This is a genomic window from Pedobacter sp. BS3, assembly GCF_008274585.1.
Taxonomy (GTDB): domain Bacteria; phylum Bacteroidota; class Bacteroidia; order Sphingobacteriales; family Sphingobacteriaceae; genus Hufsiella_A.
The window spans coordinates 64,939-84,855 of sequence record NZ_VTRT01000004.1; the positions used below are offsets into that span (position 1 = coordinate 64,939).

A 19,917-nucleotide genomic window follows, 5' to 3' on the forward strand; every position below is an offset into this window, starting at 1 on the left:
CATGGGTTTCAAACTAAGCCCGGTTGATGTAGTAGATACCATCAGCCAGTCAGATTTCATTCAGAATTATCTTAAACCGCGTCGTCCGGTTGTAATTAAAGGACTAACCCGCAATTGGCCTGCCCGTGAAAAATGGACACCCGACTATCTCAAACAAGTGGTTGGCGATAAGACCGTCCCATTATATGATAACTCAAAAGCCGATCCGGCAAAGCCCATAAACGCAGCCGCGGCACACATGCTTTTTAGCGAATACATGGATCTGATTCGTAAAGAGCCCACCGAACTGCGGATATTTTTCTTTAATATTTTTAAACAGGCTCCCGAACTTTTGAACGATATAATGCTGCCAAAAGATTTGATGGGCGGTTTCCTGGAAAGTATGCCGGCTATGTTTTTTGGAGGCTCAAACTCAGTTACGTTTTACATTACGATATCGACCTGCCGCACATTTTTCATACCCATTTTATTGGCCGTAAACACATCATTCTGTTTGACAATAAGTGGAAAAAACGTCTTTATTGCATTCCAAATGCCACCTATGCGTTAGAAGATTATGATGTTTCAAAACCCGACATCACCCGTTTTCCTTCGTTGAACGGGATAGAAGGTTATGAAGTATTTCTGGAACATGGCGACACGCTGTTTATGCCTACCGGGATGTGGCATTGGATGAAATATCTGGATGGCTCGTTCTCGCTGAGTCTGCGTGCCTGGGATGCATCCTGGAGCCGGAAAGCCCAGTCGTTATACAATCTGGCTGTAAAAGGAGGAGTAGACAGCATGTTAAAAATGGCATTTAAAAGTAACTATGCACAGTATCGCGAAAAGCTGGCTGTTAAACGTGCAGAGCGAGCGTTTGCGAAGGGAGAGCCTAGATAGTTTTTCATACTCGATGGCGCTAAGCTCCGGCTTAGTGCTTTAGCTCTCAAGTCTCCGGCTTGCTAAGTAAATTATTTATCTTTACTTACCATGTCAGAGAAATACAAAATAGCCTCATCAGAAGGGTTATATTTTGTAACCCTAACCGTTGTAGGATGGATAGATCTATTCACCCGGAAAGAATATGCAGATATCGTTATCCGGAATCTGAACTATTGTACGCAATATAAAAACTTACGGATATATGCTTTTTGTATCATGCCCAGTCATATCCACATGATTGCGGATGTATCGACCGGTCATCTTTCAGACGTATTGCGGGATTTTAAAAGTTATTCAGCAAAAGAAATTTATCAGGAAATAAAGGATAATCTGCAAGAAAGCAGAAAAGATTGGTTGATCTACCAGCTACAGTATTTCGCAAAATATAAAGCAAGTAACAAGGAATTTCAGTTATGGCAGCATCGAAATCACCCGTTAGAACTTGTGAGTAATAAATGGATAGATCAGAAAATACAATATATTCACAATAATCCTGTAGCTGCCGGTATGGTGACCGAACCAGAGTATGATGTATACAGTAGTGCTAATCAGTTCACAGCCTTAAAATTGTATGAGTTGTAAGCCCCGAGGCTTAATAGTTTCCGGACGAAGCTGGAGCTTCGCCCGATCGATTCGATGGCGCTAAGCTCCAGCTTAGTGCTTTTACCCTTAAGCCTCCGGCTTATTAACTAAATAATTAAATTTATCTTAATTTTTCCTGATGCTGTATGAATAACTGTAACACTACTTTAAAACGCCTATTTTTATACCTGATATTAATCATTCCGTTAATGGGATCGGCACAAACCCGCACTGATAAAAAACTGCAAACCGCCCTGGAAGCACTGGTGAAGAACTTTCATGGTGATGTGGGCATTTACGTAAAAAATTTAAAAACGGGCAGTATTGCTGCTATACATGCCAACACGATTTTCCCAACGGCCAGCATGATCAAGGTTCCCATTATGATCGGTATTGCCGATAAGATTGAACGCGGTGAATTGCATTATAACGATAAGCTGCTTTATCGCGATAGCCTGAGCTATAACAAAGATGATATTATCGGGTGCCTGGCCGACAGCACCTTTATTGATCTGAGCAAGGTACAGTTGCTAAGTATTACCACCAGCGATAATACCGCAAGCCTGTGGTTACAACAGTTGGCCGGCAGTGACAATATTAACAACTGGCTGGCAGCGCATGGATATGAACATACACGTGTTAATTCTCATGCTACAGGAAGAGAGCAATACCGTGAAAAATATGGATGGGGACAGTCTACACCCCGCGAAATGGCCGGCCTGTTTGAACAGATACGCAACGGTCACGTGGTTAGTCCGGCTGCCAGTGAGCGAATGTACCGTAACCTGATACGTATTTACTGGGATGGCATTGCCCTGTCGCAGATTCCGCCATACATCCAGGCAGCATCGAAGCAGGGTGCTATCAATGCATCCCGGTCAGAAACGGTATTGGTTAATGCACCTCACGGCGATTATGTGTTTAGTGTCATCACTAAAAACCTTCAGGATCAGTCATGGCACGCAGCTAATGAGGGCTGGCAGCTTATTCGTGATGTTTCAGCATTATTATGGCATTATTTTGAACCAGATTCCAACTGGAAACCTTCGGCCGGCATGGAGAAATTTTCGGTGTATGATGTGCCGTAAAAGGATAAAAGTAGAAACTGATAGCGTGTTACAAATCCAGCACAATTCTGATATTATTTTTGAGCGTTTGAATTTGTTCTCTGGTTAACCGGCCCAGTTTCTCTATCAGCCGTTTATTATCAATAGCACGAATCTGGTCAACAAGAATGTCACTTGGTTTATCAAGTTGATTTTTCTCCAGGTTTACCCGTAATAATTGGATATCGGGGTTTACATTCGATGTAACCGGACATACCAAGGTTGAAGGATGAAATTCATTTAAGAGGTCGGTTTGGATGATAACCACAGGCCTTGCTTTACCTGGTTCGGTACCTCTGCTTGGGTTCAGGTTGGCAAGCCAGATATCGTGCTGCTTTAATGTTCATCAATTAAACTTTCAAACTCATACAATACATCCATGGCATCTTTGCCGGTCAATTTTGATTCCCTGGCAAGTTGCTTTTTTAAAAGTTTCCGTTTATTAAAAAGATTATACATATTAACCGCTTCGTTAATATACCGGTTCCTGGCAAGCTTTAGTTGTGATATAATCTCTTCGGTTTCATCAAAAATCTTATCGTCAAGTTTTAATGATAGCGTTTTCATTATACATCTTTTTTACAAAAGTATATGTAAATAGTATATACCTCAGAGCAGCTTTACCGGTGCTCCGTTACACCTACCTGCCGGCAGTATTCTAACACCGGGCAAACAGAGCACTGTGGTAACCTGCCGGTACAAATATGTTTACCAAAAGGCATAAGCAGGCGGTTAATATCGATCCATCTGTTTTCAGGAATAATTTGCTCCAATTGTATTAACGTCTGTTCAGGCTGCCGGGTGTGTACCAGTCCCCAGCGGTTTACCACCCGGTGAACGTGGACATCCACACTGATGGCCGCCTTGCCCGAAACAATGCCCAGCGCCAGGTTAGCGCATTTAGGGCCAACGCCTCTTAGCGCTGTAAGTTGTGCAAAATCATCCGGTAATTTACCATGATAGCGTTCTTCTGCAATACGGGCAATAGTCAGTATTGTATGTGATTTTTGTTCGGCAAAAGTAGAACGGGAGATAATACGCTCTAAATGAGCCGGTGCAAGTTTAGCAATTGTATCAGGAGTGCGGGCGAGCGAAAATAATTGTTCGGCTACCGGGATAGTTGTTTCATCCAGTGTGCGGATGGAAATAATGCATGCAATCAGTTGCTCAAACAGGCTGGTATAACCCCGTTCATAAAGCTCAAACATAGCAGCCCTGGGATAAACGGCCATCGTTTGGGCAATGCGGTTCAATACGGTAGCGAGGTCGAACGGATATTTCATCACTATCCGGATAACCTGAAATAACCCGGATATGTTTGATATTACAGAGCGGGGTATAACAATATTTATAACCAGAACAGGCAGATCATGTTTAGGAAACAACCGGAAGCTCCCGGTAAGCAAATGAAAAGTTAGGTGTTAATAATTTTACTGCTGAATACTAACCTGCGTTGGGAACGCAAAATCAGAACCGCGTTTTTTAACCGTTTCTATGATCTGGTAATTGATCTCCTCCCTGATCTTCATGTGTTCGGCATAGTCTAAGATATCCGTATGGTAAAGCACCTGCAGGTTTAACGACCAGTCGCCAAAATTATCGAAATTAACCAGGGCATCATTACCCGTTTGGGGATGCTGGTTGATTTTTTCAACCAACTCACTGCATATTTGCTGGATGGTCTCAGGCGGCGTATCGTACGTTAAGCCGATGAAAAATTTAACCCGGCGGGCATTGCGCAATGTTTGGTTTTCAAGCGCCGAATCGATCATCCGCTTGTTAGGCAGCGATATAATTGTTTTTTCGGATGTACGAATTTGGGTGCTTCTGAAGCCTACTTTCTCAACTGTGCCTTCAATGCTGTCAACCTTAATATAATCGCCCACAATAAACGGCTTATCTATAAAAATGGTGAACGAGCCCAGCAGGTTCTCAAGCGTTTCTTTAGCAGCCAGTGCAATGGCAATACCGCCTATGCCCAGACCGGCAATAAGCGTGGCCACATTCAGGTTAAATACAGAACCCAGGATCACAAATATCCCGATAATGCAGGTTACGATCTTAACCAGTTCTTTCAGGTATTGTATCAGCTGGCTTTCTGCCCTTGAGCCGGATTGTGCGGCCCTGTTGGCAAATACGTGTGCAATAAAATCAATAATGCGCAGAATGATCCAGAACAGCGAAACAATAATGAGAAACAGGAAAAGCTTGTCAATAACATCAATAAGGGTTACCGAGTAGGTGATGGTTTTCTTATCAACAACCGTGTGCCGGCGGAATATGATTTCGTCCAGCGGATAGCTGAGCTGGTTGATGGCCAGGTAAATAACATCCAGCAGGATAAATAATTCGATAGGTTTTAGCAGCAGCGATACAAAAGTTTGTGCTTTAACTCCTTCTTTAAAACGCCCGAACAACCGGTAGAGCAGCTTGCTGATGAGCCTTGAGAATATGCGTTTAAGAATAATTCCTACCAGGAGGATGCTCAAAAACAGCACGTAGCTTTTCAGGGAGTTCCCCCAGATTTCATGCTGCCAGAATGTGTTGTCTAAACGGAACATAAACAAAAAAACCTCCTACAGGATAACTATAGGAGGCTGCAATATAAAAAATTATCTTATACTCTTTTTGATTTGATACGGGCCGCTTTACCGGTAAGGTCACGCAGGTAGAACAGTTTTGCACGACGAACTTTACCGTAGCTGTTCACTTGTATTTTATCAATATTGGGCGAATTTACCGGGAAGATACGCTCAACACCAATTCCGTTTGATACTTTGCGCACAGTAAATGTTTCTGTAGCGCCAGCGCCGTTACGTTGAATAACAACACCTTGATATATCTGAATACGTTCCTTGTTTCCTTCGCGTATTTTATAATGAACGCTGATCGTATCGCCCGCTTTAAATGCCGGAACTTCCTTTTTTTCGATAGCCTGTTCTTCAACAAATTTTACTAAATCCATGATTTTAAGCAATTAAACTGATTTTTAACCCGTAAAAATCGGATTGCAATATTAGGCAATATTTTTGGCAATAAAAAACCTTTTTTATTTTTTCCGGGGGCGCTTTCTGAGATGCTGTACGCTTTATTGCCGGATTACAATTGCAGGTGTATGTACTGGTTTACATCAAGCCATTTATATCCCGGATTGCGGGGGATCCGTCTTGCTCAACTTTCAACCCCGACTGGTCGGAGGGGGGACGCTGTGCTTAACTTTCAACTTTAACCTTTTAATTTCAACTTCCTAAGGGTAGCATAAAATAAAAAGAAGAACCTTGCTGATCATTGCTTTCGGCCCAGATTTTACCATCGTACTGTTGCAGGCAATTGTGGCACAATAGTAATCCTAATCCGGCACCTTTACCCATACCGTTTTTTTGCTTGTTTATCGAATTAAACAATTGCTCAATTTCATGAGCAGACATGCCTATGCCATTATCGCTAACGCAGATGCGGATGGTTTTTTTATGGCAGCTGGCAGAAACTTCTACACGCACAGGCGGCTTATTGAACTTAATGGCATTGAATAATAAATTGCGCAACACAAACTCAAAAACCGGTAAGTTCAGCTTAACCCGCATGTTATGATCAATACGGTTCTCAATAACCGATTCATTATCAATGAACAGTTGCTTAACCGAAATAATGATCAGATCGGCCTGAAGCTTTAGCAGTACAGATTGGCTAACCTGGGGTAATTTTTGGGTAAGCTGCAGGTTTACCCATCCCAGCATGGTATCTAACAACGCACCCGATGAGTTGATGTGCGCATTTAATACCCCCACAATATCCCGGCACGTTTCGTTCAAATCATCAGCCTTTAATGTTTCAAGATAAACAGCAAGCTGGTTAAGTGGCGCTTTAATATCGTGTGCGATCATGCCAAGCAGCAGCATGTTTATATCGGGCCCTGAAGAACGTTTTTTATGGAAGTTAATCATGATTCTCGTCGTTAAATTCATTAAGAAGCTGGCGCAGCGTTTTATTGCTGGTATCAAAATTGTCCAGCCCGCCCGGCGCCAGGCCGAATATCCGTTCAAGCTGAACAACTTTCTGGTGAGGAATGTCGCGGGATTCCGTTATCCTGATATTGCGGTAATTAGCAAATGTATTTGCCGATACCCCGATTACTTTGGGGATTATTTTCAGTGCTTTATGGTAATCTTTCATGGGAAGATTGGAGAGTAAAGCGTTAATGCGGTATTTATTCATAAGCACAAAATTTTGTATTATTACCATAGAATTTTGGGAAACTACAACAAATTTTTGTAATATAAATACAATTGTATGTAAAGTTTACCAACAAAAATAAATATTACAATCATATAAAGAATTTATTTCTATTTATTTATGCCGCTCAAGGACCTTATAGACGAAATACTTAAAGAAAAAAACCGCTCGCTAAGCTGGCTTGCATCCGAAATGGGTAAAACTTTTGATGGATTAAAACGCAGCCTGGTGAGAGAATCTATTAAGTATGCCGACCTGAAACGTATGGCCGAAATATTAGAAATATCGCCCAGAAGCTTCTTCCCGGATGTAACCGAAACACCCCAGCACGTGGTTGCCGAGGAATATGTACCTTATTCGAATCTGAGGAATGAGTTGGTATCGTACCAGGAGTTGGTAAAAATGTTGAAAAGCCAGGTTCAGGATAAAGAGCGGATCATAGAGCTGCTTACCCGCTCAAAATAATTATCCGGCAGGGAAGGCGGGAATTTCTCAATCCAGCAAATCCGGACGGCGGATGCGGGTGCGTTCAAGCGCCTGTTCATAGCGCCAGTTGTCAATAGCAGCCTGGTTGCCGCTTAGTAAAATATCAGGCACTTTATGTCCGTTCCAATCGGCAGGACGGGTGTAAACCGGGGCATCCAGCAATTCCCCCTGAAAAGAATCAGATAAGGCGGATGTTTCATCAGATAACACACCGGGGATAAGGCGTACAACGGCATCAACCAGAACTGCGGCAGGCAATTCGCCGCCAGAGAGCACATAATCGCCAATAGAAATTTCGCGGGTCACAAATATATCACGTATGCGCTGGTCAATGCCCTTGTAATGGCCGCATAAAATGATGATATTTTTCGCAATGGAGAGGCTGTTGGCAATGCTTTGATTCAGCGTTTCGCCATCAGGTGTCATAAAAATTACGTCGCTGTAGTTTCTTTCTGCTTTAAGCGATTCTATACACCGGGCAAATGGCTCGATGGCCATCACCATGCCACTGCCGCCACCGTACGGATAATCGTCCACGCTTTTGTGCTTGTTAAAGGCATAATCGCGAAGGTTATGTACGCAAATCTCAACCAGCCCCTTTTTTTGTGCACGCTGCAAAATAGAATGAGCAAACGGACTTTCGAGCAGGCCAGGTAAAACGGATATAATGTCAAAACGCATAGAAGCGGTTGTTAGTTGGTTTATTTGTTATACTGTTGCGTGTTGTGAGTTACGGGTTATGGGTCTGGTAATCTCGTAACCCGTAACATATAACTCGTAACTCATTCAGCTTCCCAAATACACATCCAGTAGGCCATCGGGTAAATTTACGTGTAAAATACCGGCTTCTTCATCAATCTCATCGATAAAATCATTGTTTAACGGAAACATGATTTCACGGAACTGGTATGCTACCACAGCTACAAGCTGCTGCGGATATTCATGTATGGCAATAATTTCGCCTAATTCGCCGTGGTTGGCATCATGTACTATAAAACCTTCCAGATCGGTATAGCGAAACTCATCGGCGTTACGTTGCGGCTTTTTTGAATTGGGCAGGTAAATGCTTTTTTTTACCAGTTGTGCGGCTTGGTCAATTGTCGTAATATCCTCTAAATATAGATAGGCGGTTTTATTGGCCTGCATTTTAACGGCTGACGTAAAAAATGGAACGAGCTTGCCATTTATCTCTACAAAAATAGTATCGAGCTCCAACTCTTCCGGCTCGTCATATTCAAAGTAAGCTTGTACCTCGCCTTTCAGCCCGCGTGTTTTGGTAATATAACCAATGTAAAAACTGTCTTCTGTTTTCATTCGCTTTTAATCGATGAAGCCATTATCAATGGCCTTAAACAATAATAGCGAAGGTCTTTTGAAAGAACTTCGCTATTATATGTAAAAGAATACGCTGTTATTCAGCGGTCTCTTCGCCTGCTTCGGCAGCCGGAGCTTCCTGGGCTTCTGCTGCAGGGGCTTCGCCTTCTGCAACTTCTTCCTCAGCAGGAGCTTCAGCTTCCTCTGCCGGAGGTGTATTTTTAGCAGCTATGGCAGCAGCTTTTTCTTCTTTCTTTTTGGCTTCAGCAGCTAAAGCAGCTTTTTTGGTTTCTTCTTTCGATTTAACCAAACCGTCTTTTTTGCTGTTGATGCGACCTTCTTTAGCAGAAAGCCATTCGTTGAATTTTGCTTCGGCCTGCTCTGCAGTTAAAGCGCCTTTTTTAACGCCGCCTTCTAAGTGTTTTTTGTATAAAACACCTTTGTATGATAAAATAGCACGGGCTGTATCGGTAGGCTGTGCGCCGTTATTTACCCATTGCAATGCTTTATCAAAGTTAAGGTCAATGGTAGCCGGATTGGTGTTTGGGTTGTATGAACCTAAGCGCTCAATAAAACGACCATCTCTTGGAGCACGTGAATCTGCTACCACTACATGGTAAAAAGGCTTCCCTTTTTTACCGAATCTTTGCAATCTGATTTTAGTTGCCATTCTTTTTTAATGATTTATGTATCCAACATAGTTCCCGGAGCACATGCTGCGGGGCTGCAAAGATATAAAAAAATTACTATTAAAAAGCCAATTGCCTATTTTTGCCGGCATGTCTCAGGAGAAGCTCAGAATCGCCATTGATATGGACGAGGTAATTGCCGATGTTATCAATAAATTTTTAAGACTTTATAACCGTGATTATAATGTACCGCTGGATATCAAGTTAGTTCCCGGCAAGGAATTTTACGAAATATTACCCGAAGAGATCAATCAGAAATACTACGAGTATATTCATGAGAAAGGATTCTTCCGCGATCTTGAACTGTTTCCGGATGCTTATGATGTGATTAAGGCGCTTCACGATAAGTACGAGGTGTATATTGTTTCTGCCGCCATGGAATTCAGGAACTCGCTGGAAGATAAATTTGACTGGCTGGCCGAGCATCTTCCTTTTATTGACTGGAAGCATATTGTGTTTTGCGGCAATAAAATTGTTGATGCCGATATTATGATTGACGACCGTATTAAAAACTTTATTGATTTTAAGGGCCGGAAGCTATTGTTTACATCACCGCATAACATGCTTATTTCACATTATGAGCGTGTGAATAACTGGAAAGAAGTGGCTGCGAAATTGCTGTAAAGCTGTTCGTTTAGCGTATCGCCAGCAACATAATCGACATAAATTCGATTACCTTATTAGTATCCATATTAAGATTGCTTCACTCTACCACGATCCTATACTTCAGTTCGCAACGGCGAAAATAGCGGCGTCATTGCGAGCGCAGCGAAGCAATCTTTATATTGTTTATCGAATCCGTATTAATCAGCAATTAACGCTTTTTTGCGGTAGCAACAACGGCAATGCCGGCTATTAAAACCACAGCGCCGGCGTAAGGCGGCCAGTTTACTGTTTTCTGCTTATCAGCCGAAACTTCGAGCGGGCCGGCATCAATCACTTTTTCTTTTTTGGTATAGGTAAATCCACCCCAGATCAGCATGACTATGCCAATTACAATTAATACAACTCCAAATGTTCTCATAATTTTCAGGTTTATTGTAACTATTAAGCACGCAAAGCGAAGTTTTGTTTGATTTAATATAAAACCAGCATCAATTAGAAATCAAATTGTACTGTTTCCTGAACGTTATTGTTTCAACTTTCCGGATTGATAAACGGCCTCACCATTCACAATCTTCCAGGTCAGGTATAGCTTTTCGCCCCGGTATTTGTTGGGATTACCTGCAATTTCGCGAATCAGGTCATCGTCGTCAGGTATCAGAACCGGTGCCCGGTAAGCGTTAATTTCTTTCCGGCTTAATATCAGGTAGCGGGCTTTGGGATATTCTGTAATTCCTTCGAAAAATAAATCGAATTTTCCGCGTTGGTTCAGGGCATCCTCATAGCGTGCAAGCCTGGTTTGCGATTGAGCTGTCGCGACGTTGGTTTCTGTAAAAGGCAGCGAAGCGATATCCTGTTCTGTACCTTGCTTCTCCTCGGCATAAAACATGACATCATTCCGGTAATATTCTTTTATGATGCGGTATGGCTTGTCAGATGGGGTTGCCTTGCTGTTTTCTGAGTAAAATATTACCCGGTTATCTTTTAAATAATAACGCCTTTTGCTATAACCGAGCTCTGCTTTATCACATGTTTCCTCGTATAAAACAGGCGCATTATTGTAGGTATAACGCGTAACGTAAAACGACGAATCTCCTAATGTGTACACTAAACTGGAAGTTTTTTCGGCCTGGTTTAATGTAGCGTTTACAGAATCTACATAGGTATTTATAGTTGCTTCGTTAAGGCTTTCGTTGGCTTGTAACTCTGCCTGCGGATGATTAGGCTTAAAGTACTTGCAGGATAGCCCCAAAAACAAAACGATACATCCTGTTAACCATTTTATAGTAATATGCGTAGAGTGTTGCTTCATTGCCAAATATATTTCTAACAATAAAATATAAGAAAAAGTTATGCCATTTTTTAGGGTGGAAGGCGGAGGGCGTGAAGGTGTAAGGTTTTTAGGGGCGAAGCAGGTTATAAGTTGTAGGTTATACATTTTACATTGTAGGCTGATAACAAGCGACAATATAACAATGCAACAATCAGACAATCTTAATACTTGATTCTACAAATCCACAATATCAGATACCTTGCCTTTTGTGCCAGAGCTTTGCGTTGGCGGGAGCGCCTTTTCCGGGCTAAGCTCATCTTCCTTTTTCATCATATCCCAGATACTGGTATCGCCTAAAATTTTAAGGGTAGCATCACGAACTTCACGCATTACATCGCGTATGCCGCAATAATCTTCGGTGCATTCCTCGCAACGTTCATAAAAGTTTAAGCTTACACAGGGTAGCAGGGCAATGGGCCCGTCAATAACGCGGATAATGGCCGACATTTTAATTTCCTGCGCAGGTTTCATCAGGTAATATCCGCCGCCGGCGCCTTTTTTACTTCCTAAAAAACCACTGCGTTTTAGCTCAAGCAATATGGCTTCAAGGAATTTTTTAGGCAGCTGCTCCTGTTCTGCTATATCTGATATCAGCATGGGCCGGTTACCTTCGTTCCGGGCCAATGCTATGAGGGCCTTAAATGCGTATTTTGCTTTCTTGGTTAACAACTTTCAAACGGTTTAATAGTTAAAATTAGGAAATAAACGTGAAATAAAAATACCGGGAGTGTCAGAAATCTGATGAGGAGCGGTTGACCTCGCTGTTTTTTGAGGCAACCAGCACTTCTGTGATCTTGTTAAGCTGCTGTACTTTTTGTTGAAAATCGCCTGATAATTGTTCGCGGATGGCGGCGAGGTTAGCTAAAACATCGTCAATTTCATCGGGAAAAGCTTTGGTTAACACCTCTTTAACGCGTTTTGCTATGGTGGGTGATTTCCCATTGGTTGAAATGGCAATTTTTAAATCACCTTTCTGAACTACCGAGCTTAAATAAAAATCGCATAGATCGGGAGTGTCGGCAACATTGGTAAGAATGTTATGATGCCGGCAGCATATTTTTATCTGCCGGCTTGCATTTTTATCATTCACGGCTACAATAACCAGGTTCACATCCTGCAGATCCTGTTCTGAAAATGATTTTTCAGCGTATGGGATCTGCCTTGACCGGAGAAACTGCAAGGTTGCCGGTGCTATTTTTCCGGCCACCAGCTTTACGGTTGCTGCCGGCGAATTGCTGAATATGGCTTGTAATTTTTCCAGTGCCACATTGCCTCCGCCCACAATTAAAAACCGGATATTTTCCGGCTTTAAAAAAACGGGGAACAGCGTATTTTTATGCAGGGCGTCTTTGTTCATCACCCTTTGTATGTTTAGCTTACTGCCAATTGTGCCTGCCGGTATTCAACAGCCTGTTTCTTAAACAGCCCGGCTTGTTCCAGGTAATATGTTGCAAACTCTTTAGAGGGTTCATTTTCATTGATCTGGTAAACCATCTTGCTGAATGAAACGGGCGAAGATATCTTGCCGGTGGCTATCAGTTGTTCATCGTAATCTTTAATAATACCGGCCTGTGTATTGGTTTTAATGCCTTCGGCAGTTAATATGGCTTTAGCGCAATGAATAAATGCGGCATAGCTGTAGTAAATGGAATCGGCATAATCTCCAGCCTCAAGACTTTCTTTGGCGTTAGTTAATTTGTCTTCAGCGTCGTAAAGCAGGGTAGCAATCAGGTCGATCATTACACCGGCACATTCTCCTACACCAATTTCGGGTTTGTAGGCTTCGGTATGGCCCCAGTCAATAAAATCGTCGGCTGTAACGGTTTCCTGGTTTGCCAGCGGGGTCAACAAATCGTAAAAATAAATTTTGCCCTGCCGCTGATAGTATTGATTGAATAATTCGTTTTCGTAAGCGTTAGCCTGGTAATCGTCTAAAATAGTACGCAATGCATGAGGCCCGCGTTTACTTGGTAATTTGATCACTTTATCGGCAGCTACACCATGTCCGTCGCCGGTAGAGCCGCCGCCCAGCAAAACCTGTAAGGCCGGCGCTATCATTTTACCTATTTTCATGCTCGAACCATGAAACCCGATGGAGGCCAGGGCATGCTGTCCGCAAGCATTGATACAGCCGCTTATCTTAATGGTAATATCCCTGTTATAGATCAGGTCGGGATATTCTTCGAGAATAACCCGCTCAAGCTCACGGGTAATGCCGGTACTGTTTGAAATACCCAGGTTACAGGTATCGGTTCCGGGGCATGAAGTAACATCGGCTACGCTTTCAAAGCCCGGATTTGCCAATCCCAGCTTATTCAGCTCTTCAAACACATACAGCAGGTTTTCTGTGCGTACATATTTCAGTAAAATGCCCTGCGAGTGTGTAAAGCGTATATCGTCTGCCGCTACATGACGTACCAGGTTGCCCAATTTGCGTGCAATAGGGGTTTTGATGTCACCGTTTTGGATCTTTAATCCAATGGCGTGATAACCTTCCTGCTTTTGTGCAAAAACATTGGTTTTTAGCCACAATTCATATTTCAGCGGATCGCTGCATTGGGCTTCGTATATAGTTTCCGGCGGAAGTTTTACAGGCGCTGTTTCACGGTTAATTTTGTAAACTTTACTTTTTAATGCCAGGCGCTCGCCTTCGGCCAGGCGTAACAGCTCTTCTATGCCAATATCCTGTATAAGGTATTTTAAACGGGCTTTATTACGTTTGGTACGCTCGCCATAACGGTCAAATACACGGATAATAGATTCTGCGAACGGAATGATCAGGTCTTCGTGCATAAACTCGCTCACCAGGTTGGCAATGTACGGCTGTGCGCCCAAGCTTCCGCCCACAAAAACTTTAAAGCCGCGTACTTCCTGACCGTTTTCTATCTTAACTTTCGGGATGAAACCGATATCGTTGGCATAAACAAACGAAGTATCTTTAGAAGACGATGAGAATGTAATTTTAAATTTACGTCCCATTTCCTGGCATATCGGGTTACGCACCAGGTACTCGAAAAAGCCCTGGGCGTAAGGGGTTACATCAAACGGCTCGTCGGGGTCAATACCAGCCATCGGCGATGCCGTAATATTTCTAACGGTATTGCCGCAGGCTTCCCGTAAGGTAATACCATCCTGTGCCAATTCTGCCCATAATTGTGGTGTACGGGCTAAGCTTACAAAGTGTATCTGTATATCCTGGCGGGTAGTGATGTGCAGATTTCCGGTAGCATAGCTATCAGAAACATCACATATACGACCCAATTGATTAACATTAACCTGGCCATGTGGTAATTTGATGCGAACCATTTGTACGCCGGGTTGGCGCTGACCATAAATACCACGGGCTAAACGTAAACTGCGGAATTTGTCATTATCTATCTTGCCATCCTGGAAGAGACGTATATTTCTTTCAAGGGCAATGATCTCTTTTTCAACTATCGGGTTTTCTAATTCCGTTCTGAAACTTTGCATTTTCTATAGAATTACTATTGTAATAGGATGCAAAGCTACATATTAATCATATTTTATGAAAATATAATCTGCTATTTTAAAATAAAATGATCGTGGTCACTATAAATATAAGTGGCTGTAAATCAATGGTTAATATTCATTTTTTGACCGGGTAAATATTTTTTTGACAAAATATTGTAGATTCGGTTGAAATTAAATTGACTGAACAATGGCGGCATCTGTAAACATTCCACGTCTTAACCTGGACGATTATATTAAAGGCACTCCGGCGCAGAAGAAGCAGTTTTCTGACGATATTGGCAAGGCATTTACCGAAATAGGGTTTGTAACCATTGCTAATCATGGGTTGCCTCAGCAGTTGCTGGATGATCTATACGATCAGGTGAAGAAGTTTTTTGCGTTACCGGATGAGGTAAAGCGTTCGTACGAAAAACCTGAATTGGCCGGTCAGCGAGGGTATACCAGCAAAGGACGGGAAAAAGCAAAGGATGCCAAAATACCGGATCTGAAAGAATTCTGGCAACGGGGACAAACAGTTAAAGATAACGACCCGGTTAAAGATGAATATCCAGATAACATTCTTGTTGCCGAGCTGCCGCGTTTTAACGAGGTTACCCAGGAAGTTTATGAGCGTTTGGAATATGCCGGTATCCATTTGCTGCGGGCTATTGCGGTTTACCTGGGACTTGATGAGCATTATTTTGACGATAAGGTACATAACGGGAACTCTATTTTGCGGGGTATCCATTACTTCCCGATAGAAGATCCGGATGCTTTACCTCCGGATGCGGTGCGTGCCGGTGCGCATGAAGATATCAACCTGATTACACTGCTTATTGGTGCAAGCGCTGATGGTTTGGAGGTGCTTACGGTTGACGGGCAATGGTATCCCGTTAAGGCTAAGGTAGAGGATATTGTGGTTAATGTGGGTGATATGTTGCAGCGTCTTACCAATAACAAGCTGAAGTCCACCACGCACCGGGTGGTAAATCCGCCGCGTGATCTGATGAAAACTTCCCGTTATTCCGTTCCGTTCTTTCTGCATCCCAAAGCCAAGATGGAGCTAACTTCGTTAAGCTCGTGCATTGATGAACAGCATCCTAAATTATACACCGATATGACTGCCGGAGAATACCTGGATGAACGATTAAGAGAGATTGGGTTGAAGATGTAGTGTTCTGAGTTGAAAGTGGTAATGGGTTGAAAATGCTTGCCGAAGATGGTAAAATATGTTTTACCGATATAGCTGCCACCGAGCAGCTTTTTCGCTTGAACAATGGTGATAAAACAGGTAAAGAAGTAAAACAGTCCTGGTGTATATTTGTAGAAATTAAATATATCATAAAGATGGAGACACTTTTGTTGCAGACAGAATCAAAAAAAGACCTGAAGGTATTGGCTGACCTTGCAAAAAAAATTGGTATTAAAACCAAAGTGCTCACTAATGAGGATTTAGAGGATATTGGCTTAGCTAATGCGATGAAGCAAGGACGCACAAAGCAATATATTGATACAGAAGAATACCTGAAAAAGCTTAAATCTAAATGAATCTGAAGATTGACAGACGCTTTGAAAAGGATACGGATAAAATAAAAGATTCTAAAATTTTAAGCAGGATTGCTGTATGTATTGAGCAGGTGTCTCAAGCTAGTTCTATAAGTGATATTCCGAGCGTTAAAAAACTGACAGGTTTTAAAAATCATTATCGAATAAAAATTGGTGATTATCGTGCGGGTATTTTAATCAGCGATGACGAAGTATTGTTTGAGCGCTTTCTTCATAGAAAAGATATTTACAAATATTATCCATAGTTTTAGTTGCTCTTTTTAATATGCTAAACCATGAAGCTCTCAGTACTGGTACTCATTAATGCGCTTACAGTAGCCATATCGCTGGCTATTGTGAATTTTTATTTTCAGCATAGCTGGTATTACCTGCTTATTACGTTCTCGATAAGCCTGGTGAGCAGCTTCATTGTGTTCTACTATTTAATAGAACGGTACATTTATAGTAAAATAAAGCTGATCTACAAGCTGATACATAATCTTAAACTGGGCAAAGACCTGAAAGATGCGCTGGGCGATTATGTGGCGGGAAGCACTGATCCGCTGAATGATGTACAGCAGGAAGTAAAGGAATGGGCCAGGGATAAAAAATCTGAAATTGAGGCACTCAAAAACCAGGAGCAGTTCAGGCGTGAGTTCTTGTCTAACATATCGCACGAATTTAAAACGCCTTTGTTTGCTATCCAGGGCTATATTGAGGCCTTGCAGGAAGATGGTTTTGCAGACGAGGAACAATCAAAGCAGTTTCTGGAGAAGGCTTCCCGTAACCTGGATCGCTTGAGCTTCCTGATCAAAGACCTGGATGCTATCTCGAAGCTGGAAAGCGGTGAGATCCCGATCAATTACGAAAAATTTGACCTGGTGGTTCTCATTAAGGAAGTCATTGAATCAATGGAGAGAAGCGCCAGCGAGCATAAGATCTCACTTGTTTTTAAGGATAAGTATCAATATCCTACGCTGGTTCATGCCGACAGGGAAAAAATACGCCAGGTGCTGGTAAATCTTATAGATAATTCGTTTAAATACGGTAAGGAGAATGGCTCAACATTCATAAAAATTTTTGAGCTGCATGATCAGATCCTGGTTGAGGTTACCGATAACGGCTCGGGAATTGAAGAGAAATATTTGCCCCGTTTATTTGAACGTTTTTACCGTACCGAGAAAAGCCGCTCGCGGCAAATTGGCGGCTCAGGACTTGGCTTAGCCATTGTTAAACATATCATTGAAGCGCATCAGCAAACTATTTCGGTTAGAAGCACCGAAGGTGTAGGTTCTACATTTGGTTTTACGCTTGAGCGTGTTATGCAGCCGTTTCCTATTAACTAAGAAACGTGTTTAAATTTCATGTATGTGGTTATTGTGGATGGACGGTGGAGACACCGTCCATGGCCTCAGCCGGGGCTGGTGTCCCCACCAGCAGCAATAAAACATTGATTTATGAAATTTAAACACAATAAGCATCTGTTGAGAGTTTTTAAAGCTAAAAAAAACAGATTTCCATTCTGCCAACAGTTGGACAAAATATGATTTTTATATATTTATGGTCGAACGCATGTTAAGTTAATATTAACTTAACATTGGGATTGTACTTTTGTCCGGATAGATTAATCAGATATTATGTCGTTAAATAGCATCTTTCAATATTTTGTTCCTAAGGACAGGGTATTTTTCCCCTTATTTGAGCAGGCCAGCAGCAATCTTATTCGTTTAGGCGAAACATTGCAGGAAGCCGTTACTGCAAAAGACCATGCACATCGTATCGAGTGCATCAGGCGTATTGAAGATCTGGAGCATAAAGGCGATGATATCACCCACCAGATACACCTGGAATTAGGTAAAAATTTTATTACTCCTTTTGACCGTGAGGATATTCATGCCCTGGCCTCGGCTATAGATGATGTTGCTGATTATATCCACGGTTCGGCCAACCGCATTGAGCTGTACAACGTCACGGAGATGACCGAGCCGATCATTAAAATTGCAGAGCTGATTTTACAGGGCTGTGTTGATATTGACAAGGCTGTACGTGAGCTGAAGAATTTTAAAAATATACGCATAATTACCGATTCATGCGTCCGTATAAACAGTATGGAAAACCAGGCGGATTATATTTTTGATCGTGCAGTGGCTCAATTGTTTGATTACGAGGAGGATGCTAAGGTTATCATTAAATATAAAGAGTTGCTGGCTGCCATGGAAACAGCTACCGATAAATGCGAAGATGCCGCGAATGTACTGGAATCTATCCTGGTTAAAAACGCATAACCCTCGTTAACGTATGGTCACTTCTTTACTGGTAATTGTTATTATACTGGCTGTTGCATTTGATTATATTAACGGCTTTCACGATGCGGCAAACTCCATAGCAACCATTGTTTCTACCAAGGTTTTAACACCGTTTCAGGCTGTTTTGTGGGCAGCCGTTTTCAATTTCGCCGCTTATTTTTATTTCACCGATCATAAGGTAGCCAATACCATTGCTAAAACCGTTATAGAGCATTACATCACGCTTCACGTTATACTGGCCGGATTAATTGCTGCCATAACTTGGAACCTGTTTACCTGGTATTATGGCATTCCGTCCAGCTCATCGCATACGCTTATTGGCGGTTTTGGCGGAGCAGGTATTGCCCATGCTATTATATTGGGCGATAGTGGCCTGGATGCTGTAAATATGGGCTATGTAGTGAAGATCGTATCGTTTATTGTGCTGGCGCCCTTTATCGGGATGTTTATATCGGTAATTATTACACTTATTATCATTAACATTTCTAAAAATGCCCGCCCGGCAACGGCCGAAAAATGGTTCAGGCGCCTGCAGCTGCTTTCTTCGGCAGCATTAAGCTTTACCCACGGTGGTAACGATGCCCAGAAGGTAATGGGTATTATTTATGTATCGATGATAGCCTCTAAAGTTATTACGGCTAATGCCCCTATGCCTGAGTGGATACCGATAGTGTGTTACGGAGCTATAGCAGCAGGAACGATGACCGGCGGATGGCGTATTGTGAAAACTATGGGTTCGCGTATTACCAAGGTTACCCCACTGGAAGGAGTGAGCGCCGAAACGGCCGGAGCTATAACCCTGGGTATTACCGAACACTTTGCTATACCCGTATCCACTACACACACCATAACCGGTTCTATTATCGGGGTAGGTTTAACCAAAAGGGTTTCGGCAGTGCGATGGGGAGTTACCATAAACCTGTTGTGGGCCTGGGTGCTTACTATACCGGTGTCCGCTTTGCTGGCAGGTATTATGTATTTCTTTATGAACCTGTTTATCTGAGAGATTACTACGGGGCTGACCAAAAATCAAAAAGCAGCGTCATTTCGGCGATCCCGAAGTCTCGTATTCGCGTCAATTTAAGGGTAAATCCTCCCCCTGCCCCTTCCGCCAACTGGCGGAGGGATATACAAGCGCCTTAACCTGCCTAACTTTTGTAAAATTAGTATCGAACTGTGCCTGTCCTCCGCCAGTTGGCGGAGGGCGTGTTAGCAATGTGCGCAGGAAGGGGGAGGTACTTTTGCCATTATTGAACGTGTTTCTTTCTTAACTTAACGCCTATGCGAAGTCTCGGGAGAGGAGACCACGAAGTAGCTGCGAAGCA

The 19,917-nt window shown here is 42.5% G+C and carries 25 protein-coding genes and 1 pseudogene; 11 read left to right on the forward strand and 15 right to left on the reverse strand.

The window, feature by feature from the left end; genetic code table 11:
* Position 1 precedes the first annotated feature (1 nt).
* The 3 genes and pseudogenes from FW774_RS12065 (at position 2) to FW774_RS12075 (ending at position 2,594) form a co-directional block, all read left to right on the forward strand.
* Positions 2-882: pseudogene (locus FW774_RS12065) on the forward strand (cupin-like domain-containing protein).
* 90 nt (positions 883-972) lie between these two features.
* Positions 973-1,506, forward strand: a complete 534-nt coding sequence (locus FW774_RS12070) for an REP-associated tyrosine transposase (protein WP_149348459.1) — start codon at positions 973-975, stop codon at positions 1,504-1,506.
* Positions 1,507-1,652: 146 nt separating this feature from the next.
* A complete protein-coding gene (locus FW774_RS12075; protein ID WP_149348460.1) occupies positions 1,653-2,594 on the forward strand; it encodes a serine hydrolase in 942 nt (313 codons plus the stop codon).
* A gap of 28 nt (positions 2,595-2,622) precedes the next feature.
* Here the strand turns inward: FW774_RS12075 and FW774_RS12080 are convergent, their stop codons facing one another.
* From FW774_RS12080 to FW774_RS12110, 7 genes are all read right to left on the reverse strand, one after another.
* Entirely contained in the window at positions 2,623-2,937 is a 315-nt protein-coding gene (locus FW774_RS12080) for a type II toxin-antitoxin system PemK/MazF family toxin (protein ID WP_149348461.1), read from the reverse strand.
* Between the two features lie 11 nt (positions 2,938-2,948).
* Positions 2,949-3,179: a hypothetical protein gene (locus FW774_RS12085; RefSeq protein ID WP_149348462.1), complete on the reverse strand. Its 231-nt coding sequence runs from the start codon at positions 3,177-3,179 to the stop codon at positions 2,949-2,951.
* A 53-nt stretch (positions 3,180-3,232) separates the two neighbouring features.
* A complete protein-coding gene (locus FW774_RS12090; RefSeq protein ID WP_149348463.1) occupies positions 3,233-3,895 on the reverse strand; it encodes an endonuclease III domain-containing protein in 663 nt (220 codons plus the stop codon).
* A gap of 147 nt (positions 3,896-4,042) precedes the next feature.
* On the reverse strand, positions 4,043-5,173 hold the full coding sequence (locus tag FW774_RS12095) for a mechanosensitive ion channel family protein (RefSeq protein WP_149348464.1): 1,131 nt from the start codon (positions 5,171-5,173) through the stop codon (positions 4,043-4,045).
* 56 nt (positions 5,174-5,229) lie between these two features.
* Positions 5,230-5,577: a 50S ribosomal protein L19 gene (gene rplS, locus FW774_RS12100; RefSeq protein WP_149348465.1), complete on the reverse strand. Its 348-nt coding sequence runs from the start codon at positions 5,575-5,577 to the stop codon at positions 5,230-5,232.
* A gap of 274 nt (positions 5,578-5,851) precedes the next feature.
* Positions 5,852-6,556 (reverse strand): sensor histidine kinase, encoded by a 705-nt coding sequence (locus tag FW774_RS12105; protein WP_187774886.1) that lies wholly within the window; start codon positions 6,554-6,556, stop codon positions 5,852-5,854.
* A complete protein-coding gene (locus tag FW774_RS12110) occupies positions 6,549-6,827 on the reverse strand; it encodes a hypothetical protein (protein ID WP_149348467.1) in 279 nt (92 codons plus the stop codon). Before FW774_RS12110 ends, FW774_RS12105 begins: the two co-directional genes overlap by 8 nt.
* A 138-nt stretch (positions 6,828-6,965) precedes the next feature.
* On the opposite strand from FW774_RS12110, the gene FW774_RS12115 reads away from it, so the two are divergent.
* Positions 6,966-7,310: a hypothetical protein gene (locus FW774_RS12115; protein WP_149348468.1), complete on the forward strand. Its 345-nt coding sequence runs from the start codon at positions 6,966-6,968 to the stop codon at positions 7,308-7,310.
* Between the two features lie 27 nt (positions 7,311-7,337).
* Here the strand turns inward: FW774_RS12115 and trmD are convergent, their stop codons facing one another.
* The 3 genes from trmD to FW774_RS12130 all read right to left on the reverse strand — a co-directional run bounded on the left by trmD (position 7,338) and on the right by FW774_RS12130 (position 9,315).
* Positions 7,338-8,012 (reverse strand): tRNA (guanosine(37)-N1)-methyltransferase TrmD, encoded by a 675-nt coding sequence (gene trmD, locus FW774_RS12120; protein WP_149348469.1) that lies wholly within the window; start codon positions 8,010-8,012, stop codon positions 7,338-7,340.
* 105 nt (positions 8,013-8,117) lie between these two features.
* Positions 8,118-8,645 carry a ribosome maturation factor RimM gene (rimM, locus tag FW774_RS12125; protein ID WP_149348470.1) on the reverse strand — a complete coding sequence of 176 codons (528 nt, stop codon included), beginning with the start codon at positions 8,643-8,645 and terminating at the stop codon, positions 8,118-8,120.
* Between the two features lie 97 nt (positions 8,646-8,742).
* On the reverse strand, positions 8,743-9,315 hold the full coding sequence (locus FW774_RS12130; RefSeq protein WP_149348471.1) for a 30S ribosomal protein S16: 573 nt from the start codon (positions 9,313-9,315) through the stop codon (positions 8,743-8,745).
* Positions 9,316-9,424: 109 nt separating this feature from the next.
* Here FW774_RS12130 and FW774_RS12135 point away from each other — a divergent pair, with 109 nt between their 5' ends.
* On the forward strand, positions 9,425-9,958 hold the full coding sequence (locus FW774_RS12135) for a 5' nucleotidase, NT5C type (protein ID WP_242457809.1): 534 nt from the start codon (positions 9,425-9,427) through the stop codon (positions 9,956-9,958).
* Positions 9,959-10,148: 190 nt separating this feature from the next.
* On the opposite strand, the gene FW774_RS12140 is transcribed toward FW774_RS12135, so the two are convergent.
* The 5 genes from FW774_RS12140 to FW774_RS12160 all read right to left on the reverse strand — a co-directional run bounded on the left by FW774_RS12140 (position 10,149) and on the right by FW774_RS12160 (position 14,741).
* Positions 10,149-10,358, reverse strand: coding sequence for a hypothetical protein (locus FW774_RS12140; RefSeq protein ID WP_149348472.1), 210 nt, complete (start codon positions 10,356-10,358; stop codon positions 10,149-10,151).
* Positions 10,359-10,463: 105 nt separating this feature from the next.
* Entirely contained in the window at positions 10,464-11,249 is a 786-nt protein-coding gene (locus FW774_RS12145; RefSeq protein WP_149348473.1) for a hypothetical protein, read from the reverse strand.
* A 195-nt stretch (positions 11,250-11,444) separates the two neighbouring features.
* The gene (locus tag FW774_RS12150; RefSeq protein WP_149348474.1) at positions 11,445-11,939 is read right to left on the reverse strand and encodes an RrF2 family transcriptional regulator; all 495 of its coding nucleotides are present in this window, start codon (positions 11,937-11,939) and stop codon (positions 11,445-11,447) included.
* A 61-nt stretch (positions 11,940-12,000) separates the two neighbouring features.
* Complete coding sequence (locus FW774_RS12155; protein WP_149348475.1) at positions 12,001-12,627, reverse strand: bifunctional precorrin-2 dehydrogenase/sirohydrochlorin ferrochelatase; 627 nt, start codon at positions 12,625-12,627, stop codon at positions 12,001-12,003.
* Between the two features lie 14 nt (positions 12,628-12,641).
* On the reverse strand, positions 12,642-14,741 hold the full coding sequence (locus FW774_RS12160) for a HEPN domain-containing protein (RefSeq protein ID WP_149348476.1): 2,100 nt from the start codon (positions 14,739-14,741) through the stop codon (positions 12,642-12,644).
* A 208-nt stretch (positions 14,742-14,949) separates the two neighbouring features.
* Between FW774_RS12160 and FW774_RS12165 the strand changes: the two genes are divergently transcribed.
* The 6 genes from FW774_RS12165 (at position 14,950) to FW774_RS12190 (ending at position 19,595) form a co-directional block, all read left to right on the forward strand.
* The gene (locus FW774_RS12165; protein ID WP_149348477.1) at positions 14,950-15,915 is read left to right on the forward strand and encodes an isopenicillin N synthase family dioxygenase; all 966 of its coding nucleotides are present in this window, start codon (positions 14,950-14,952) and stop codon (positions 15,913-15,915) included.
* A 32-nt stretch (positions 15,916-15,947) separates the two neighbouring features.
* Positions 15,948-16,289 carry a hypothetical protein gene (locus FW774_RS12170; RefSeq protein WP_149348478.1) on the forward strand — a complete coding sequence of 114 codons (342 nt, stop codon included), beginning with the start codon at positions 15,948-15,950 and terminating at the stop codon, positions 16,287-16,289.
* Positions 16,286-16,552 carry a type II toxin-antitoxin system RelE family toxin gene (locus FW774_RS12175; RefSeq protein ID WP_149348479.1) on the forward strand — a complete coding sequence of 89 codons (267 nt, stop codon included), beginning with the start codon at positions 16,286-16,288 and terminating at the stop codon, positions 16,550-16,552. Before FW774_RS12170 ends, FW774_RS12175 begins: the two co-directional genes overlap by 4 nt.
* Positions 16,553-16,582: 30 nt before the next feature.
* Entirely contained in the window at positions 16,583-17,632 is a 1,050-nt protein-coding gene (locus FW774_RS12180) for a sensor histidine kinase (RefSeq protein ID WP_149348480.1), read from the forward strand.
* Between the two features lie 291 nt (positions 17,633-17,923).
* Entirely contained in the window at positions 17,924-18,571 is a 648-nt protein-coding gene (locus tag FW774_RS12185) for a DUF47 domain-containing protein (RefSeq protein WP_149348481.1), read from the forward strand.
* Positions 18,572-18,584: 13 nt separating this feature from the next.
* On the forward strand, positions 18,585-19,595 hold the full coding sequence (locus FW774_RS12190) for an inorganic phosphate transporter (protein ID WP_149348482.1): 1,011 nt from the start codon (positions 18,585-18,587) through the stop codon (positions 19,593-19,595).
* The last annotated feature ends 322 nt before the right edge of the window (positions 19,596-19,917 follow it).

What these genes read in the sequence shown, in the direction of transcription:
- FW774_RS12110 (WP_149348467.1), bottom strand. Translation starts at nt 6,827, where the DNA reads ATGAATAAATACCGCATTAACGCTTTACTCTCCAATCTTCCCATGAAA.
- rplS (WP_149348465.1), bottom strand. Translation starts at nt 5,577, where the DNA reads ATGGATTTAGTAAAATTTGTTGAAGAACAGGCTATCGAAAAAAAGGAA.
- FW774_RS12130 (WP_149348471.1), bottom strand. Translation starts at nt 9,315, where the DNA reads ATGGCAACTAAAATCAGATTGCAAAGATTCGGTAAAAAAGGGAAGCCT.
- FW774_RS12145 (WP_149348473.1), bottom strand. Translation starts at nt 11,249, where the DNA reads ATGAAGCAACACTCTACGCATATTACTATAAAATGGTTAACAGGATGT.
- FW774_RS12090 (WP_149348463.1), bottom strand. Translation starts at nt 3,895, where the DNA reads ATGAAATATCCGTTCGACCTCGCTACCGTATTGAACCGCATTGCCCAA.
- FW774_RS12105 (WP_187774886.1), bottom strand. Translation starts at nt 6,556, where the DNA reads ATGATTAACTTCCATAAAAAACGTTCTTCAGGGCCCGATATAAACATG.
- FW774_RS12085 (WP_149348462.1), bottom strand. Translation starts at nt 3,179, where the DNA reads ATGAAAACGCTATCATTAAAACTTGACGATAAGATTTTTGATGAAACC.
- rimM (WP_149348470.1), bottom strand. Translation starts at nt 8,645, where the DNA reads ATGAAAACAGAAGACAGTTTTTACATTGGTTATATTACCAAAACACGC.
- trmD (WP_149348469.1), bottom strand. Translation starts at nt 8,012, where the DNA reads ATGCGTTTTGACATTATATCCGTTTTACCTGGCCTGCTCGAAAGTCCG.
- FW774_RS12160 (WP_149348476.1), bottom strand. Translation starts at nt 14,741, where the DNA reads ATGCAAAGTTTCAGAACGGAATTAGAAAACCCGATAGTTGAAAAAGAG.
- FW774_RS12170 (WP_149348478.1), top strand. Translation starts at nt 15,948, where the DNA reads ATGCTTGCCGAAGATGGTAAAATATGTTTTACCGATATAGCTGCCACC.
- FW774_RS12175 (WP_149348479.1), top strand. Translation starts at nt 16,286, where the DNA reads ATGAATCTGAAGATTGACAGACGCTTTGAAAAGGATACGGATAAAATA.
- FW774_RS12115 (WP_149348468.1), top strand. Translation starts at nt 6,966, where the DNA reads ATGCCGCTCAAGGACCTTATAGACGAAATACTTAAAGAAAAAAACCGC.
- FW774_RS12190 (WP_149348482.1), top strand. Translation starts at nt 18,585, where the DNA reads ATGGTCACTTCTTTACTGGTAATTGTTATTATACTGGCTGTTGCATTT.
- FW774_RS12165 (WP_149348477.1), top strand. Translation starts at nt 14,950, where the DNA reads ATGGCGGCATCTGTAAACATTCCACGTCTTAACCTGGACGATTATATT.
- FW774_RS12095 (WP_149348464.1), bottom strand. Translation starts at nt 5,173, where the DNA reads ATGTTCCGTTTAGACAACACATTCTGGCAGCATGAAATCTGGGGGAAC.
- FW774_RS12185 (WP_149348481.1), top strand. Translation starts at nt 17,924, where the DNA reads ATGTCGTTAAATAGCATCTTTCAATATTTTGTTCCTAAGGACAGGGTA.
- FW774_RS12075 (WP_149348460.1), top strand. Translation starts at nt 1,653, where the DNA reads ATGAATAACTGTAACACTACTTTAAAACGCCTATTTTTATACCTGATA.
- FW774_RS12155 (WP_149348475.1), bottom strand. Translation starts at nt 12,627, where the DNA reads ATGAACAAAGACGCCCTGCATAAAAATACGCTGTTCCCCGTTTTTTTA.
- FW774_RS12140 (WP_149348472.1), bottom strand. Translation starts at nt 10,358, where the DNA reads ATGAGAACATTTGGAGTTGTATTAATTGTAATTGGCATAGTCATGCTG.
- FW774_RS12135 (WP_242457809.1), top strand. Translation starts at nt 9,425, where the DNA reads ATGTCTCAGGAGAAGCTCAGAATCGCCATTGATATGGACGAGGTAATT.
- FW774_RS12070 (WP_149348459.1), top strand. Translation starts at nt 973, where the DNA reads ATGTCAGAGAAATACAAAATAGCCTCATCAGAAGGGTTATATTTTGTA.
- FW774_RS12180 (WP_149348480.1), top strand. Translation starts at nt 16,583, where the DNA reads ATGAAGCTCTCAGTACTGGTACTCATTAATGCGCTTACAGTAGCCATA.